Annotated in this window: 17 protein-coding genes; 7 read left to right on the top strand and 10 right to left on the bottom strand. The window is 73.7% G+C overall.

Annotation, left to right across the window (positions count from 1 at the left end):
- Nucleotides 1–153: 153 nt before the first annotated feature.
- The 4 genes from ACZ6TV_RS24870 to ACZ6TV_RS24855 form a co-directional block, all read right to left on the bottom strand.
- Nucleotides 154–708 (bottom strand): GNAT family N-acetyltransferase, encoded by a 555-nt coding sequence (locus tag ACZ6TV_RS24870; protein WP_465299641.1) that lies wholly within the window; start codon nucleotides 706–708, stop codon nucleotides 154–156.
- Nucleotides 705–1,538, bottom strand: coding sequence for a hypothetical protein (locus ACZ6TV_RS24865; protein WP_465299640.1), 834 nt, complete (start codon nucleotides 1,536–1,538; stop codon nucleotides 705–707). Before ACZ6TV_RS24865 ends, ACZ6TV_RS24870 begins: the two co-directional genes overlap by 4 nt.
- A gap of 168 nt (nucleotides 1,539–1,706) precedes the next feature.
- Nucleotides 1,707–2,207, bottom strand: a complete 501-nt coding sequence (locus ACZ6TV_RS24860; protein WP_465299639.1) for a SigE family RNA polymerase sigma factor — start codon at nucleotides 2,205–2,207, stop codon at nucleotides 1,707–1,709.
- Between the two features lie 19 nt (nucleotides 2,208–2,226).
- Nucleotides 2,227–2,607: a MerR family transcriptional regulator gene (locus tag ACZ6TV_RS24855; protein ID WP_465299638.1), complete on the bottom strand. Its 381-nt coding sequence runs from the start codon at nucleotides 2,605–2,607 to the stop codon at nucleotides 2,227–2,229.
- Between the two features lie 51 nt (nucleotides 2,608–2,658).
- Here ACZ6TV_RS24855 and ACZ6TV_RS24850 point away from each other — a divergent pair, with 51 nt between their 5' ends.
- A complete protein-coding gene (locus ACZ6TV_RS24850; protein WP_465299637.1) occupies nucleotides 2,659–3,975 on the top strand; it encodes an MFS transporter in 1,317 nt (438 codons plus the stop codon).
- A gap of 25 nt (nucleotides 3,976–4,000) precedes the next feature.
- Here ACZ6TV_RS24850 and gndA read toward each other — a convergent pair whose 3' ends face one another.
- The 5 genes from gndA to ACZ6TV_RS24825 are packed head-to-tail and all read right to left on the bottom strand — an operon-like array spanning nucleotide 4,001 to nucleotide 7,748.
- Nucleotides 4,001–5,437 carry an NADP-dependent phosphogluconate dehydrogenase gene (gene gndA, locus ACZ6TV_RS24845; protein WP_465299636.1) on the bottom strand — a complete coding sequence of 479 codons (1,437 nt, stop codon included), beginning with the start codon at nucleotides 5,435–5,437 and terminating at the stop codon, nucleotides 4,001–4,003.
- Nucleotides 5,438–5,493: 56 nt separating this feature from the next.
- Nucleotides 5,494–5,733: a hypothetical protein gene (locus ACZ6TV_RS24840; protein ID WP_465299635.1), complete on the bottom strand. Its 240-nt coding sequence runs from the start codon at nucleotides 5,731–5,733 to the stop codon at nucleotides 5,494–5,496.
- The gene (locus ACZ6TV_RS24835; protein WP_465299634.1) at nucleotides 5,720–6,094 is read right to left on the bottom strand and encodes a hypothetical protein; all 375 of its coding nucleotides are present in this window, start codon (nucleotides 6,092–6,094) and stop codon (nucleotides 5,720–5,722) included. Before ACZ6TV_RS24835 ends, ACZ6TV_RS24840 begins: the two co-directional genes overlap by 14 nt.
- A gap of 2 nt (nucleotides 6,095–6,096) precedes the next feature.
- Nucleotides 6,097–7,326, bottom strand: coding sequence for an NRAMP family divalent metal transporter (locus ACZ6TV_RS24830; protein WP_465299633.1), 1,230 nt, complete (start codon nucleotides 7,324–7,326; stop codon nucleotides 6,097–6,099).
- Nucleotides 7,323–7,748: a hypothetical protein gene (locus ACZ6TV_RS24825; RefSeq protein ID WP_465299632.1), complete on the bottom strand. Its 426-nt coding sequence runs from the start codon at nucleotides 7,746–7,748 to the stop codon at nucleotides 7,323–7,325. The genes ACZ6TV_RS24830 and ACZ6TV_RS24825 overlap by 4 nt, the downstream gene beginning before the upstream one ends.
- Nucleotides 7,749–7,847: 99 nt before the next feature.
- Here ACZ6TV_RS24825 and ACZ6TV_RS24820 point away from each other — a divergent pair, with 99 nt between their 5' ends.
- From ACZ6TV_RS24820 to ACZ6TV_RS24810, 3 genes are all read left to right on the top strand, one after another.
- Nucleotides 7,848–8,792, top strand: coding sequence for a sulfotransferase (locus ACZ6TV_RS24820; protein WP_465299631.1), 945 nt, complete (start codon nucleotides 7,848–7,850; stop codon nucleotides 8,790–8,792).
- Nucleotides 8,793–8,843: 51 nt separating this feature from the next.
- Nucleotides 8,844–9,965: an LCP family protein gene (locus tag ACZ6TV_RS24815; protein ID WP_465299630.1), complete on the top strand. Its 1,122-nt coding sequence runs from the start codon at nucleotides 8,844–8,846 to the stop codon at nucleotides 9,963–9,965.
- Between the two features lie 106 nt (nucleotides 9,966–10,071).
- On the top strand, nucleotides 10,072–11,385 hold the full coding sequence (locus ACZ6TV_RS24810) for a pectate lyase family protein (RefSeq protein ID WP_465299629.1): 1,314 nt from the start codon (nucleotides 10,072–10,074) through the stop codon (nucleotides 11,383–11,385).
- A 61-nt stretch (nucleotides 11,386–11,446) separates the two neighbouring features.
- On the opposite strand, the gene ACZ6TV_RS24805 is transcribed toward ACZ6TV_RS24810, so the two are convergent.
- Nucleotides 11,447–12,235: a transglutaminase-like domain-containing protein gene (locus ACZ6TV_RS24805; RefSeq protein ID WP_465299628.1), complete on the bottom strand. Its 789-nt coding sequence runs from the start codon at nucleotides 12,233–12,235 to the stop codon at nucleotides 11,447–11,449.
- Nucleotides 12,236–12,436: 201 nt separating this feature from the next.
- Here ACZ6TV_RS24805 and ACZ6TV_RS24800 point away from each other — a divergent pair, with 201 nt between their 5' ends.
- Genes ACZ6TV_RS24800 through ACZ6TV_RS24790 form a run of 3 tightly spaced genes read left to right on the top strand, consistent with a single transcriptional unit; the run spans nucleotide 12,437 to nucleotide 14,530 of the window.
- A complete protein-coding gene (locus ACZ6TV_RS24800) occupies nucleotides 12,437–12,874 on the top strand; it encodes a DUF3307 domain-containing protein (protein WP_465299627.1) in 438 nt (145 codons plus the stop codon).
- Nucleotides 12,875–12,915: 41 nt separating this feature from the next.
- Nucleotides 12,916–13,407: an RNA polymerase sigma factor gene (locus tag ACZ6TV_RS24795; protein ID WP_465299626.1), complete on the top strand. Its 492-nt coding sequence runs from the start codon at nucleotides 12,916–12,918 to the stop codon at nucleotides 13,405–13,407.
- Nucleotides 13,400–14,530 carry a hypothetical protein gene (locus ACZ6TV_RS24790; protein ID WP_465299625.1) on the top strand — a complete coding sequence of 377 codons (1,131 nt, stop codon included), beginning with the start codon at nucleotides 13,400–13,402 and terminating at the stop codon, nucleotides 14,528–14,530. The genes ACZ6TV_RS24795 and ACZ6TV_RS24790 overlap by 8 nt, the downstream gene beginning before the upstream one ends.
- Nucleotides 14,531–14,549: the final 19 nt, after the last annotated feature.

Below are 14,549 nucleotides of genomic sequence, written 5' to 3'. Positions count from 1 at the left end.
CTCGGTCGAATCGTGTCAATGCTTCCGGCAGAATGGGAGAGCGCTCTCCAAACATCGACTACCAGCAGCTCACGGGCGTTCGACGCTCCGTGGAGCAGTGACGAAGCCTGATATTCGTCGCGCAGGGAGCGCTCTCCCCAGGTCAGCGCAGTGTTACGGGCGACGCATGATCCACACCGGCAGGGTGCCGTCGACGACGAGGTGCTCGACGACGTCGAACCCGGCGCCGCGGTACACCTCGACGTTGCCGGGGTTGGAGGTCTCCAGCACGGCGGGCAGCCCGGCGGAGGCGGCGATCGCCAGGGCGGGCGCCATCGCGGCCCGGCCGAGGCGCCGGCCGCGGTGCGCCGGGTGCGAGGCCAGGACGCCGAGGTACCAGCGGGGATGCTTCGGCATGAGGGCGGCGACGGCGTGCTCGTACACGGCGAACCGCCCGGTCGGCGTGTGCCCGGACGGCGGCGCGTCCGGCCCGTCCCACATGGCGACGGCCGCGCCGCCGTCGGCGACCCAGACGGTGCCGTGACCGACGCGCAGGTCGAAGAGGTCGCCGGCGATCGCCGCCGCCTCCGCGGGGAACGTGGCGTCGTCGGGGCAGAAGAACCGGAACGCGGGGTCGGCGGCGAACGCGGCGACGACGGTGGCGACCACCGCGGCACGGTGCGCGGGGGTCGCCACTTCGATGACGGGCTCGGTCAGGGGTGTGCTCACGCCCAGGTCATACCACGCAGTGCCGCGTCGAACTCCGATTTTCCGATCGAGGCATCGGCGAAGGTGATGACGAACCAGGTCTGGTGGTCGTCGGACCACCACCCGGCCGAGCGCTCGCCGGGCCGGTCGTAGACGGCCGCGGTCCGGCGGCCGAGGGCCAGCGTGCGGTCGGGTTGCGCCAGGTTGGTGCCAGACGTGAGGCGGTAGGCGCTGATCTTCAGGTCCGGGCCGCCGGGCCGGGTGAACGGCCAGACCAGCACCCCGGCGCCGGGATGGACCGCCGGGAGCTCGCTCCAGCCGCCGGCCTGCAGGTCGGGCAGGTCCGCCTCGCGGACGAGCATCCGCCGCTCCCCCGGCTCACGGCCGTCCACGACCCCCCGGCCGCCGAGCGCCTGGGGCAGCACGAACGTCCGGGCCGTGGCCACGCTGTCGTCGCCGCAGCCGGTGTACACCCCGGCGAGGTGCAGCGTGAGCACGTTGGCGGACCATTCGACGCGGTCGTCGGCGGGGTCGCGCTCGACGCACTTGCCGCGCAGCGGCGAGGCGTACACGGTGATCCGGGTGCCGGTCCGGTCGATCCGCGCGACGTCCCAGGGGACCTGCGGCACCCACGTCGGGGTCGGCCGCGCGCCCGGCGTCTCCGCCGGTGCGCCTCCCTGCGGCGCGACCAGCAGCCCGGCGACCAGCACCACGGCGGCCGTCACCCCCCAGCCGGTGGCGCGGCGGCGGCGGACCCGGCGGCGGATCTCGGCGTGCGGCGGTGCCAGCAGCGCCGGTGGTACCTCGGCGACCGCCCGCTCCAGGAGGTCGGCGACCTGCTCGTCGCTCATGCCGCCACCTCCGCTGCGCTCCGGCGTCGGCCTGAGCCCGACCTGTCACATGATGAGCGGCCCGAGCCGCTCCGCTGGACGCTCATGCCGCCACCTCCGCTGCGCTCCGGCGTCGGCCCGAGCCAGAACCGCTACATGATGAGCGGCCCGAGCCGCTCCGCTGGACGCTCATCGGGTCACCCCTTCCCGCAGCAGCGCCAGCAGCTGCGGATCGGTGCGCAGGGCGGCCAGGGCCCGCGACGTGTGGGACTTGACGGTGCCGAGCTTCAGGCCGAGGGCCCGCGCGGTGTCGGCCTCGGTGAAGTCGCCGTGGAAGCGCAGCATCAGCACCGCCCGCTGCTGTCTCGGCAGCCGGGCGAGGGCACCGGCGAGCAGGTGGCGCAGCTCGACCCCCTCGAGCTCACCCCCGCCCGCCGGCCGTTCCGGCAGCGACTCCGTCGGCACCTCACCCCGCCACTTGCGGCGCCACCAGCTCAGGTACGTCGTGGCCAGCATCGCGCGCAGGTACGCGTCCGGCGCACCGTCCCTGATCCGCGGCCAGCGCCCGTACGCCCGGGCGAGGACCGTCTGCACGAGGTCCTCCGCGCGGTGCCAGTCGTGGGTCAGCAGCCACGCCGAGCGCAGCAGCCGGGGCCACGCCGCGCTCACGTACGTCTCGAAGTCCTCCACCAGGTGCCCTCCCGGGCGGTCAACGACGCCGGTCGGCGGAAAGGTTGTCCTCCACCTTCCGCAGGTATGCGGCGATGGCGTCGCGGTTGCGCGCCAGGCACGCGATCCGCGCGTCCATCCGGTCCCGCTCGGCCGCGAGCAGGGCGATGAGCTCCTCGCTGGCGTCGGAGACCGTGATCGTGCACGGGTTGTCGGTGCACGGCAGCACCTCCCGGATCACCCGGGTGGGCAGTCCGGCGTCGAGCAGCCCGCGGATCTGCTGCACCCGGTCGACGAGGTGCTCGGCGTAGTCGCGGTACCCGTTGTCCCGCCGCGCCGGCGTGAGCAGGCCCTGCTCCTCGTAGTAGCGCAGCAGACGGGCGGGGGTACCCGTCCGGCGGGACAACTCACCTATGCGCATGCTCACTCCTCCTTGACCTTCACATCAGTGTGAACCTCAGAGGATCCGGTCATGCCACTGCTCCTGCTGTCGCTCGCCCAGTTCCTCCTCGCGCTGGACTACTCGATCGTCTACGTGGCGATGCCGGGGATCGCCGCCGACCTGGGCCTGTCCCTCGCCGCGGCGCAGTGGGTGGTGAGCGCCTACGCGGTGCCGTTCGCCGGGTTCCTGCTCCTCGGCGGGCGGCTCGCCGACCGGGTCGGCGCCGGGCGGCTCTACGTGGCGGCGACGGTCGCGTTCGGGGTGGCGTCGGTCGCCGGTGGGCTCGCCTCGTCCGGCGAGGTGCTGCTCGCGTCCCGCTTCGCCCAGGGCGCGGCGGCGGCGCTGCTGCAGCCGGCGATCCTGGGCCTGCTCCTGTCCGCCGGGTCGCGGGCCGTGGCCGTCTGGGGCGCCGTCGGCGCGTCCGGGCTCGCCGCCGGAGTCGTCCTTGGCGGCGTCCTGACCCGCTCGTCGTGGCGCTGGACGTTCTACGTCAACGTGCCCGTCACGCTGCTGTGCGCCGTGGGCGGCCTGATCTGGCTGCGGTCGGCGGCGCGGGGCGGCGCCCGGGTCCCGCTGCCGGGCGCGCTGCTCGGCACCGGCGCGGCTCTCGGGGCGGTCCTGGCGCTCACCCTCGCGGGCACGGCCGGCTGGACCGCGCCGGTCACCCTCGCGGTCCTCGGCGCCGCGGTCCTGCTCACGGCCGGTTTCGCCGCTCACGAACGGCTGTCGCGGACACCGCTGGTCGAGCCGTCGCTGCGCGGCATCCGGAGCCTGCGGGTGGGCGCGGCGGCGACCGCGCTGTACATGGCCAGCGTCGGCTCGGAGTTCTACGTGGTGACCCTGCTGCTGCAGTCCTCGCGCGGCTACTCCCCGCTCCTCGCGGGACTGGCGTTCCTGCCCCTGGCGGGCCTGGTCACGGTGGGCAGCGCGGTCACGGACCGGGCGGTGCGCCGCTTCGGCTCCCCCGCGGTGCTGTCCGCCGGCTTCGCCCTGGCGGCACTCGGGCTGGGCTGGCTGGCCCTGGCCGCCGAGGGCTCCTACGCCGCCGGGCTGCTGCCGGGGCTCCTGCTCAGCGGCTTCGCCCACGGCATGATCTACACGGCGATGTTCGTCCTGGGCGGGCGGGACGTGCCGGCGGAGCACCGGTCGGCGGCCGGGTCGGTGCTGACCACGTCGCAGTACCTCGCCGGGGCGGTCACCGTCGCCGTGCTGACGCTGGTCCTGGGCGGCGGCGGGTCGTTCGCGGCCGCGTTCGCGCTGACGGCGGCGGCCGCCCTGGCCGGTGCCGTGGTGGCCGCCGTCCGCTCCCATGATCCGGAAGAGTTTTTGTCGCTGCAGCGGCAATAGGTCTTCCGGATCACGGGAGATCGGGTCAGGCGGTGTGCTCCTTCTTGTCGCCGGCCCACTGGGTGTGGAACGAGCCGTCGCGGTCGGTGCGGCGGTACGTGTGGGCGCCGAAGTTGTCCCGCAGGCCCTGGATGAGCGCGGCCGGCAGGCGTTCGGCGCGCAGGCCGTCGAAGTACGCCAGGGACGAGGAGAACGCCGGGGTCGGGATGCCCGCCTGGGCGGCGGCGACCACGACCCGGCGCCAGGACGGGACGCCGGAGTTGACGGCGTCGGCGAAGTACGGGGCGACCATGAGGCTCTTCAGCGACGGGTTCTCGTCGTAGGCCTCGCGGATGCGGTTGAGGAAGCGGGCGCGGATGATGCAGCCGCCGCGCCAGATCGTGGAGACCGCGCCACGGTCGATGTCCCAGCCGAACTCGGCGCTGCCGGCCTCGATGTGGTCGAAGCCCTGCGCGTAGGCGACGATCTTCGAGGCGTAGAGGGCGAGCCGCACGTCCTCGATGAACTGGTCCCGGTCCTGCACCGTCAGGCCGCCCGAGTCCGAGGGGAACGCCTCACGGGCCGCGGCGCGCTGCTCGGCGTGGCCGGACAGGGAGCGGGCGAAGGTGGCCTCGGCGATACCGGTGATCGGCACGCCCAGGTCCAGCGCGCTCTGCACGGTCCAGCGGCCGGTGCCCTTCTGCTCCGCCTGGTCCAGGACGATGTCGACGAACGCCTTGCCGGTGTCGGCGTCGACGTGGCCGAGGACGTCGGCGGTGATCTCGATGAGGAACGACTCGAGGTCGCCGGTGTTCCAGGTGCGGAAGATGTCGGCGATCTCCGCCGGGGTGGCGCCGATGCCGGCCCGCAGCAGGTCGTACGCCTCGGCGATGAGCTGCATGTCGGCGTACTCGATGCCGTTGTGGACCATCTTCACGAAGTGCCCGGCGCCGTCGGGGCCGATGTGCACGCAGCACGGCGTCCCGTCGACGACGGCGGCGATCTTCTCGAACATCGGGCCGAGCGTCTGGTACGACTCGGGCGAGCCGCCCGGCATGATCGACGGGCCGAGGAGGGCGCCCTCCTCACCACCGGACACGCCGGTGCCGACGAAGTGCAGGTCGTGGGCGCGCAGCGCCTGCTCGCGGCGGCGGGTGTCGGCGAAGTGGGCGTTGCCCGCGTCGACGATCATGTCGCCGGGCTCCAGGAGCGGGATCAGCTCGTCGATGACGGCGTCGGTGGGGCCGCCGGCCTTCACCATGATGATGACGGCGCGGGGACGGGCCAGGGACGCGACGAAGTCGGCCATCGACTCGCTCGGCACGAACGTGCCCTCGTGCCCGAACTCGTCGACGAGCTTGCGGGTGCGCTCGTAGGAACGGTTGTGCACGGCGACGGCGTATCCGTTGCGGGCCAGGTTCCGGGCCAGGTTACGTCCCATCACCGCGAGACCGGTCACGCCGATCTGAGCAAGGTCGGACATCTGAACCTCTCCAGTCAAAGACGATCTCGCGCCGACCGGTGGTCACTACCCCGTGATCACGGTTCGAAGCGCGCGTCGGACCAGGCTACCCGCCGACTGTCGCGCCTCAGCACGGCACGGGCGATGGTTTCCAGGATCCAGGGGCCGCGCACGGTGTCGCGCTCGTACCCGAGCAGCCGTCCCCAGGCGCCGCGCACGACGATCACCGCGACGACCTCGGTGCCCTCGACCTCCAGGTCGGCGACCCGGCCGGGGACGCCGGCGATCCGGCGGCCGATGAGGTCACTCGCCCGCATCGGAGGACCCCGGGATGCGTCCCACCACGTGGTCGCGCAGCCACTGCTCCAGCAACGGCTCGGCGAGCAGCTCGCGGTGGACGGTGAGCTTGACGGCACTGTCGTGGGAGGCGACGAGGTCCCACGGGATCCGCAGCGGGTCGGGGTTCTCCGAGGGGTGCACGCGGCCGGCGACGCCGCTGATCCACCGGCCGAGCCGGCCGCCCAGCCGCCGGCCCAGCGCCTGCGGCCCCGACAGGAGCGCGGCGACGTGCGGTACACCGTCCACCATCGACAGCTCGACGTCGTCGACCTTCCCGACGGGCTCCCCGGCCAGGTCGACGATCTGGCGGTCGAGGAGCTCGAACCCGACCAGCAGCACGGTCAGCCTCCCATTCCGGTCATGATCGTGAGCGGGACCGCGGCGGCGGCGACCCCCAGGATGATCAGCAGATAGAGGACCCCGAGGGTGTTGCCGAGCCTGCCGTTGGCGTGGCCGCCCATGTACTGCCGGTCGTTGGCGACGACGAGGATCGGCAGGTAGGTCAGCGGCAGGACGATCGCGCTGAGCACCAGCGTCGTCTCGGTGAGCAGGACCGGGTCGATCGTGGTGGCCAGCGCGGCGGTGCCGAGCAGGACGCTGACGAGGACCACGACGTGGAAGCGGGCCGCGTCGCGGGGCTTGAGCCGCTTGCCCCACGACCAGCCGAAGTACTGCGCGACGGTGTACCCGGCGGACAGCCCGGTCTCCAGCGCCGCGCCGAACGTGGCGGCGAAGAACCCGAGGATCACCACGGCGAGGCCGAGCTTGCCGAAGGCGAGGACGACGGGCAGCGCGGTCTGCCCGAGATCCTCGATCCGCACGCCGAGGGGGTTGAAGACGACGGCCGCGGTCGCCATCAGCGCGAGGGACAGCAGCCCGCCGAGGGGGAACCCGACGAACACGTTGGCGCGGGAGACGTTGAGGTCCTTGACGCTCCAGCGCTCCTCGACGCCGCCGGAGGAGAAGAAGAACACCTCGTACGGTGTCATCGCGGCGGCGAACAGGGCGACCCCGGCGAACGCGTAGGTGCCCCAGTTCTCCTCGCCGGACGGTGCCGGGGTGCGGGCCTGCTCCCACAGCTGCGCCCAGTCCGTCGGCAGCTTCAGCAGCGCGACGACGAACACCACGAGCGTGAGACCGAGCAGGCCGAACACCCGTTCCATGGTCTCGAACTTGACCCGCCACAGCACGACCCAGCACACGAACGCCGCGACGGGCACGATGAGCAGGTAGTGCACGCTGGTGGCGAGCTCGGCCGCCAGGGCGACGCCGCCGATCTCCGCGCCGAGCGTGAGGACGGTGACGAGGTACGAGCCGGCGAGGTTGAGCAGCCCGACCCGCGGGCCGAGACGCTCCCGGACCAGGTCGAAGACGGGGCGTCCGCTGACCGCCGCGACCCGGCCGGCCATCTCGGCGTACACGCAGATGCCGACGACACCGACGAGCACGACCCAGGCGAGGGACATCCCGAAGCGGGACCCGGCCTGGGAGTTCGCGACCATGTCGCCGATGTCGACGAAACCGCCGATGGCGGTGAGGATGCCCAGCGTGATCGCGAAGAACTTCTTCACGCGTACCGGTCCAGGACGTCCTCCAGGCGGTCGGCGAGCGGTGGCAGCGCGCCGACGTCGGTGGGTTCGGCGGCCGTGTCGCCGAGACGCCGCACGGTCTCGGTGAGCATCGGGGTCAGCTCGTCGCGCAGCTCGCGCATGTCCGCGTCGGGCGGTGACAGCCGGGCGAGCTCGTCGACGAGCGCCGCGGTCCGCTCGATGCCGCTGTCCAGCAGGACACCCACGTAGAGCGTGGTGGACTTCCCCTCGCGCAGGGCGGTGCCGGCGAGGTACGCGGTGCGCAGGGCGTCGTGCGCGGACTGCGCGGCCGCCACGGCGGTGGTGCGGTAGTCGTGCCGGTCCGGCGGCTGGGTGGACGCGTACGAGCCGTAGCCCAGGACCAGCGCGAGGACCACGGCGACGATGACCAGGCCGCGTCGCATGCCGCCGTGGTACCCCTCCTGCCGCGCCGATCAAACACATCGGCCAAAACCGGGCCAACCTGGTCGTAACCAGCTGGATCGGCGAAACGTTGGACGAAGGTGCACACCGACTCACCGCCGCCCACCCGCGTGCTGTACCTCGCCGGGTGGGGGCGCAGCGGCAGCACCCTCGCCGAGGGGATGCTCGACCAGGTGCCGGGCCTCGTCGGCGTCGGCGAGATCAAGTTCCTGTGGGAGCGCGGTCTGCTGCAGAACCGGCGGTGCAGCTGCGGTACGCCGCTGCGCTCCTGCGAGTTCTGGGTCGAGGTGCTGCGCGAGGCGTTCGGCCGCATCCCCGACGACGACGAGCTGCGCGAGCTGGACGAGGCGTCCCGCCGCTTCCGCACCCGGCACCTGCCGGGGTTGCTGCTGCGTCCCACGAACCCGCCGAACGCCGGGAAGCTGCGCTGGTACTACGCGGTCCTGGCCGACCTGTACCGGGCCGTGGCGAAGGTCGGCGGCGCCGACGTCGTCGTGGACTCCTCGAAGTTCCCGTCCTACCTGACCGCGCTGCTGCAGGCGCCCGGCCTGGACGTGCGGGTGGCGCACATCGTGCGGGACCCGCGCGCCGTGGCGTACTCGTGGCAGCGGCACAAGGAGGACCCGGACGCCCCGAACGGCGAGCTGATGCCCCGGATGCACCCGGCGTGCACGGCGGTGTACTGGTCGGCGTGGAACCTCGCGACGGAGCGGATCGCCCGCCGGGCGGGCCTGCCGTACCTGCGGTTCCGCTACGAGGACCTGATCGGCGCGCCGGACGCGACGCTGCGCGCCGTGACCCGGCTCAGCGGCGTCCCGGCGGCCGCGGTCCCCGTCGGCGACCGCGGTGAGCTGTTCGTGCGGCGCACCCACCAGGTGTCCGGCAACCCGGTCCGGTTCCGGTCGGGGCCGGTCCGGCTGCGCCTGGACGACGAGTGGACGACCGGGATGGCGCCGCGCCACCGGCGGCTCACCGGGGCGGTCACGGTGCCGCTGCGGCACCGGTACGGCTACCGCGACTCCTGAGGACGGCTGAGGAGTCCTAATCTGCGCCGCCGCGCGGCCGATCGGGACGGTGTGACGTGGCGTGGGCTCCTGGTCACGGCCGCCACCCTGGTCGTGCTCGGCGGCGGCGGTACCGCCGCGTGGCGGCACTACGAGGGCACCGTCGACCAGATGGAGCTGCTCGGCGACGCGGCGCGGGACCGGCCGCCGCGGGAGATCACCATCGAGTCTGCGCCCCGGATCGGCGGCTCCGCGCGCCCGTCGCCCTTCCCCGCCCACGACCAGCCGGGGCGCAACATCCTGCTGGTCGGGATCGACGCGCGGCCCGGTGAGGACCAGGCCGGCGCGCGGGCCGACTCGATCATCGTCGTGCACGTGTCGGCGGGCGGCGACCGGGCCTGGCTGGTGTCGCTGCCGCGGGACACCCGGGTGGAGATCCCCGGGCACGGCACCGGCAAGCTCAACGCCGCGTTCGCCGAGGGCTCGCGGGACGGCGGGCGGGCCGGCGGGTTCGCGCTGCTCGCCACGACCGTGCGGCGCCTCACCGGCCTCGCGTTCGACGCGGGCGCGATCATCGACTTCGCCGGGCTGCGCCGGGTCGTCGACGCGGTCGGCGGCGTCGACCTGTGCGTCGACGCCCGGACCGTGTCCGTGCACATCGGGTGGGACACCGGCGGCCGGCAGACCGCGCCGTACCGGCTCATCCCCCCGACGTTCCGGCCGGAGCGCATCGCCGGTGTCACGCCGCAGGTGTACGAGGTGGGCTGCCGGCACTTCGCCGGGTGGGAGGCCCTGGACTACGTGCGGCAGCGCGAGCTCCTCCCCGACGGCGACTACGGCCGGCAGCGGCACCAGCAGCAGCTGATCACCGCCCTGGCGCACCGGGTCACCTCGGCCGGCGTGCTGACCAACCCCCTGGCGCTGAACCGGGCGCTGACGGCGGTCGGCGAGTCGCTGACGTTCGACGGCAACGGCCGGTCCGTCGGCGACTGGCTGCTGCAGCTGCGCGGGCTGCGGCCGGACGCGGTGACGATGCTGCGGACCAACGGCGGGAGGTTCAACGCCGCGAACCGCAACGGCACGGCCTACGAACAGCTCGACCCCGTGTCGCTGACGCTGTTCGAGGCGGCGCGCGCCGACCGGCTCGACGCGTTCGCGCAGACGCATCCCGACTGGGTCATCCCGCCGTCCTGATCTCTGCAACATTCCTGCAAACGCAGAGCATTGACTCCGCTCCGCGCCGGGTGGGACGTTGACGCCTTAGGAATGCGCTTTCCTCGTCTCTTTTCCTGGAGTCCGTATGCGCAAGACCACTGTCGTGGCCGCCGCTGTCGCCGGCGCGGCCCTGCTCGCGGGCGCGGCCGTCAACGCGTCCGCGGCCGGCACGCCACCGGCCGCTCTCGCCCTGGCCCGCCAGGCGCTGCCCGCCGGGGACGGCTGGGCCTCGGACACGACCGGCACCACCGGCGGCTCCGCCGCCACCGCGGACAACGTCCTCACCGTCCGGACCCGTGACGAGCTCGCCGCGGCCGTCGCCGGCGACACCCCGAAGATCGTCTTCGTGTCCGGCGGGATCGACGCGAACGCCGGGCGCACCTGCGCCGACTACGCCGACCCCGCGTACAGCCTCGACGCGTTCCTGGCCGCCTACGACCCGGCGGCCTGGGGCCGCGCCACCAAGCCGTCCGGCCCCCTGGAGGACGCCCGGGTCCGCTCGGCGAAGAACCAGGGCGCGCTGGTCAACATCAAGGTCGGCGGCAACACCACGATCATCGGCCTCGGCGGCTCGAAGATCAGCGGCGCCAACCTGCTCATCGACAAGGTCGACAACGTCATCCTGCGCAACCTGCGCCTCGAGGACGCCCACGACTGCTTCCCCGCCTGGGACCCGACCGACGGCGCGCTCGGCAACTGGAACTCCCTCTACGACACGGTGACCGTCACCGGCGCCACCCACGTGTGGGCGGACCACAACACCTTCAGCGACGGCAACAACACCGACGACACGCAGCCGCTGTACTTCGGCCGCCCGTACCAGGTGCACGACGGCGCCCTCGACGTGATCCGCGCCGCGGACCTCGTCACCGTCTCCTGGAACAGCTTCCTCGACCACGACAAGACGATGCTCATCGGCTCGTCGAACACCGTCGGCGCCGACGTCGGCAAGCTGCGCGTCACCATCCACCACAACCGCTTCGCCAACGTGGGCCAGCGGGTGCCGCGGGTCCGCTTCGGCCAGGTCGACGTGTACTCCAACTACTTCTACGCCACCGACGAGGACTCCTACAGCTACTCGTGGGGCGTCGGCGTCTACGCGTCGCTGTACGCGGAGAACAACTTCCTGCTGCGCAGCGCCGACATCCCGCTGTCCTCCGTCGTCTACGACTGGCGCGGCACCGCCCCGGGCGCCATCACCGAGCTCGGCACGGCGACCCGCGTCGGCACGGGCCCGGTGTCGCAGGTGAGCCTGGTCGCGGAGTACAACGCCACGCACGACCCGGACCTGCCGGCCTCGACGTGGGTGCCCACCCTGCGCGCCGCCGCCCCCGACCCGGCCACGGCGGTCCCCGCCCTCGTCACCGCGAAGGCGGGCGCGGGCAAGCTCGGCTTCTGACACACCCCACCCCCGGCACCCCCGGCGCCGTTCGACCAGGCGCCGGGGGTGCCGGCGGCCGTCAGGGCAGGTGCACGGTGCTGTGGCCGTCGTCGGTGGGCAGGTCGCCGGTGGTGACGGCGCGGACCTCGATCGACGTGAGGTCGGCGGCGCCGGTCAGGACGGTGGCGAAGGCGGTCTCCGCGGCGTCGGCGCCGGTGGCGATCCGGATCAGGCTCTGCCGCGGGGCGAGGCCGGTCGCGTCGACGACCCGCCACTCGTCGCCGACGGCGACCTCGGCGACGGCGTGGAAGTCCATCGGGGACAGGCCCGGCGCGTAGACGGCGGCGGTGCGGGCCGGGATGTCCACCGCCCTGGCCAGGGCGGTGACCAGGTGGGCGAAGTCGCGGCAGACACCGGCGCCGGACAGCAGCGTGTCGGCGGCGTCGGTGGTGCCGGTCGACGTGCCCGCCGCGTACCGCGTGTGCCGCCGCACGTGGCCGACGATCTCCGCGACGGCGTCGGCCGGCTCGGCCCCCGCGAACCGCGCGGCGAAGCCGGCGAGCCGGTCGGACGGGCAGTACCGGCTGGGGCGGGTCGCGGCGATGCGCCCGGCGAGGTCGAGCCGCTCCGGGTCGCCGCGGCGCACCGTGACCCCGGCGGTGTAGTCGACGCGCAGCAGGCCGGGGCCCGCGGTCAGGAAGTGCCCGCCGGCGACCTGGCGCAGCGGGACCGGCCCGCCGTCGAGCCGGACGTCGAAGGTCTCGTCGGCCGTCACGCCGGGGCGTGGATGGACGGCGATCATCAGGTGGATGTCGGCGGTCTCCCGGACCTCGAACTCCAGGGTGCAGCCCACGCTCGCGTCAACCATGCCACCGTTCATACCCACCGGGGAAGCCGCGCGCCGCAGTGGATCACGCGACCCACGACACATGTGTTCTGCAACGTTCGACGTAGAAGTCGGCGCGGAACCGTGCGCATGATGGCGGCTCCGTCGATGTCGATGCGGCGGGACGGTCCCATCCTCCAAGACCGAACCGTCCCGCTGCTCCCCGTGAGGAGCCCCTCCATCATGTCCTATGACACGCTGACCCGGTCCGTGGTTTTCGTCGTGGCCCTCGCGGTCCTGCTCGTCGGGCACTCCCTCGGCGATCACGTGGCGCAGACCGACCGGCAGGCGACGCACAAGGCGACGCCCGGCCGGGACGGCTGGCGCGCCCTCGCCGGCCACCTGTTCACCTACCACCTGACGGTCACCGCGGCCCTGCTGCTGACCTGCGCGGCGCTGCGGCTGCCGCTGTCCCCGGCGGGGGTCGCCGCCGGCATCACGTTCTCCGCCGTGACCCACGGCCTGCTCGACCGCCGCTGGCCGGTCCGGGCGGTGCTGCGCGCGACGGGCTCCCCGCGCTTCGCCGACACGACGAGCCCGGTCTGCGGCATGTACGTCGCCGACCAGGCCCTGCACCAGGCGTCCCTGCTGGTCGCGGCCCTGCTCGTCGCCGGGCTGTAGAACGGCTGCAACACTGCGGCGGGCCCAGGCGTGATACCGGCATGCCAGCCCCACCGGACGATTTCGCGGAGCTGTACCGCACCCAGTTCACCAGGGTCGCGGTGCAGCTCTACGCGTACCTCGGCGACCACGCGGAGGCCCAGGACCTGACCCAGGAGGCGTTCTGCCGCGCCCTGGAACGCTGGCCGGCGGTCGCCGGCTACGCCGACCCGGCCGCCTGGGTGCGGCACGTCGCGTGGAACCTCGCGACGAGCAGGCTGCGCCGCCTGCAGAGCGCGCTGCGCTTCCTGCAGCGCCAGCGGACCCCGGAGCCGGTGCAGGGCCCGTCGCCGGACCGGCTGGTCCTGCTCGACGCCCTGGCGAAGCTCCCGGCCGCGCACCGCCGCGCCCTGGTCCTGCGGCACCTGGGCCAGCTGACCGCGGTGGAGATCGCCGAACAGGAGGGCGTCGCCGAGGGCACCGTCCGCTCCTGGCTGAGCCGTGGCCGGATCGCGCTCGCCGCCGATCTCAGAGAGGGGGCCTGGCATGCGTGACATCCGGGTCGAGGACGAGTTCGCCAGGTTCGCGCAGGAGGCGGCCGCCACGTTCCGGCCGCTGCCCGTCGACGCGCTGCCGGTCCGCCGCGGCCGCCGGCCGCGGGTGTGGCTGGCCGGGATCGTCGCCGCGGCCATCGCCACCGCCGGGGGCGTCGCGCTGCGCCCCGCCGGGCCGGCCGGCTTCTCCCTGGAGGAGCGGCCCGTGGTGCTCGCCGGGGCGACCGGCCCGCACCAGGTCCGCTTCGCCGACCGGCGGCACGGCTGGGCGCTGTTCCCCGGCTGCCCGCCGGCCGGCTTCTGCGTCCCGCGGCTGGGCAGCACCGTCGACGGCGGGCGCACCTGGCAGCCGCGCACGGTGCCGGACGTCCGCCTCGACCGGGCCGCCGACTGGCACCTGGAGGCGATCGACGCGCGGCACGTCGCCCTGATGATGCTCGGCGACAAGCCGCAGAACTGGGAGTCCGGCGATTCCGGGGACACCTGGAACCGCAACGACGCCGAGACGTACCCGGACCCGAAACCCCGGTCGATAGGGACGGACCGCTTCGGCACGACCGGCGACCGGCTGACGATCGAGGGCGCCGGAGACGTCGGGGTCGTGCCGGTGCGGGCCGGGATGAGCCTCCGGGACGTCGTGCGCACCCCCACCGGTGCCCTGTGGGCGCTGCTGGACGAGGGCCGGTCCGGCGGGCCGACCCTGCTGGTGTACTCCGCGGACGGCACGACCTGGCAGGACGTGCACGGCGACCCGGCGCGCACGGCGCTGCTGCCGTCACCGGCCCGCGACGACATCTGGTACGTGCGCGACACCGCCGACGGCAGGCGCCTGGAGCTGCTGCCGCCGGTCCCTGGCGGCGAGCCGCCGGCGGTCCGGGCAGGCGAGGACGCCGTCGACGGGGCCGTCATCCCCGTGGGCGGTGGCCGGTTGCTGGGCGCGTCCCCGCGCAAAGGCCTCTACGTCTGGTCCTCCGGCGGGATCCGGCTGATCCCGGTGCCGACGAGCGACGCGCCGGCCCTGCGGCAGCTGCCCGACGGGACGGTGCTCCTGCACTCCTCGCGGGACCTCGATCGCGCGGTGGCGGTCGGGACCGTGGACGGCCCCTGGGTGCTCTACACCTGAGGCGGCTGAGACGGCGCAC

It is taken from the genome of Dactylosporangium sp. NPDC051087 (assembly GCF_055586325.1).
Note: the sequence above shows the minus strand (reverse complement) of the source record. Positions and strands in the feature narration are given on the sequence as shown.

Coding starts and splice junctions, on each gene's coding strand:
- ACZ6TV_RS24865 (WP_465299640.1), bottom strand. CDS start 1,538: ATGAGCGACGAGCAGGTCGCCGACCTCCTGGAGCGGGCGGTCGCCGAG.
- ACZ6TV_RS24855 (WP_465299638.1), bottom strand. CDS start 2,607: ATGCGCATAGGTGAGTTGTCCCGCCGGACGGGTACCCCCGCCCGTCTG.
- ACZ6TV_RS24850 (WP_465299637.1), top strand. CDS start 2,659: ATGCCACTGCTCCTGCTGTCGCTCGCCCAGTTCCTCCTCGCGCTGGAC.
- gndA (WP_465299636.1), bottom strand. CDS start 5,437: ATGTCCGACCTTGCTCAGATCGGCGTGACCGGTCTCGCGGTGATGGGA.
- ACZ6TV_RS24840 (WP_465299635.1), bottom strand. CDS start 5,733: ATGCGGGCGAGTGACCTCATCGGCCGCCGGATCGCCGGCGTCCCCGGC.
- ACZ6TV_RS24825 (WP_465299632.1), bottom strand. CDS start 7,748: ATGCGACGCGGCCTGGTCATCGTCGCCGTGGTCCTCGCGCTGGTCCTG.
- ACZ6TV_RS24810 (WP_465299629.1), top strand. CDS start 10,072: ATGCGCAAGACCACTGTCGTGGCCGCCGCTGTCGCCGGCGCGGCCCTG.
- ACZ6TV_RS24805 (WP_465299628.1), bottom strand. CDS start 12,235: ATGGTTGACGCGAGCGTGGGCTGCACCCTGGAGTTCGAGGTCCGGGAG.
- ACZ6TV_RS24800 (WP_465299627.1), top strand. CDS start 12,437: ATGTCCTATGACACGCTGACCCGGTCCGTGGTTTTCGTCGTGGCCCTC.
- ACZ6TV_RS24795 (WP_465299626.1), top strand. CDS start 12,916: ATGCCAGCCCCACCGGACGATTTCGCGGAGCTGTACCGCACCCAGTTC.
- ACZ6TV_RS24790 (WP_465299625.1), top strand. CDS start 13,400: ATGCGTGACATCCGGGTCGAGGACGAGTTCGCCAGGTTCGCGCAGGAG.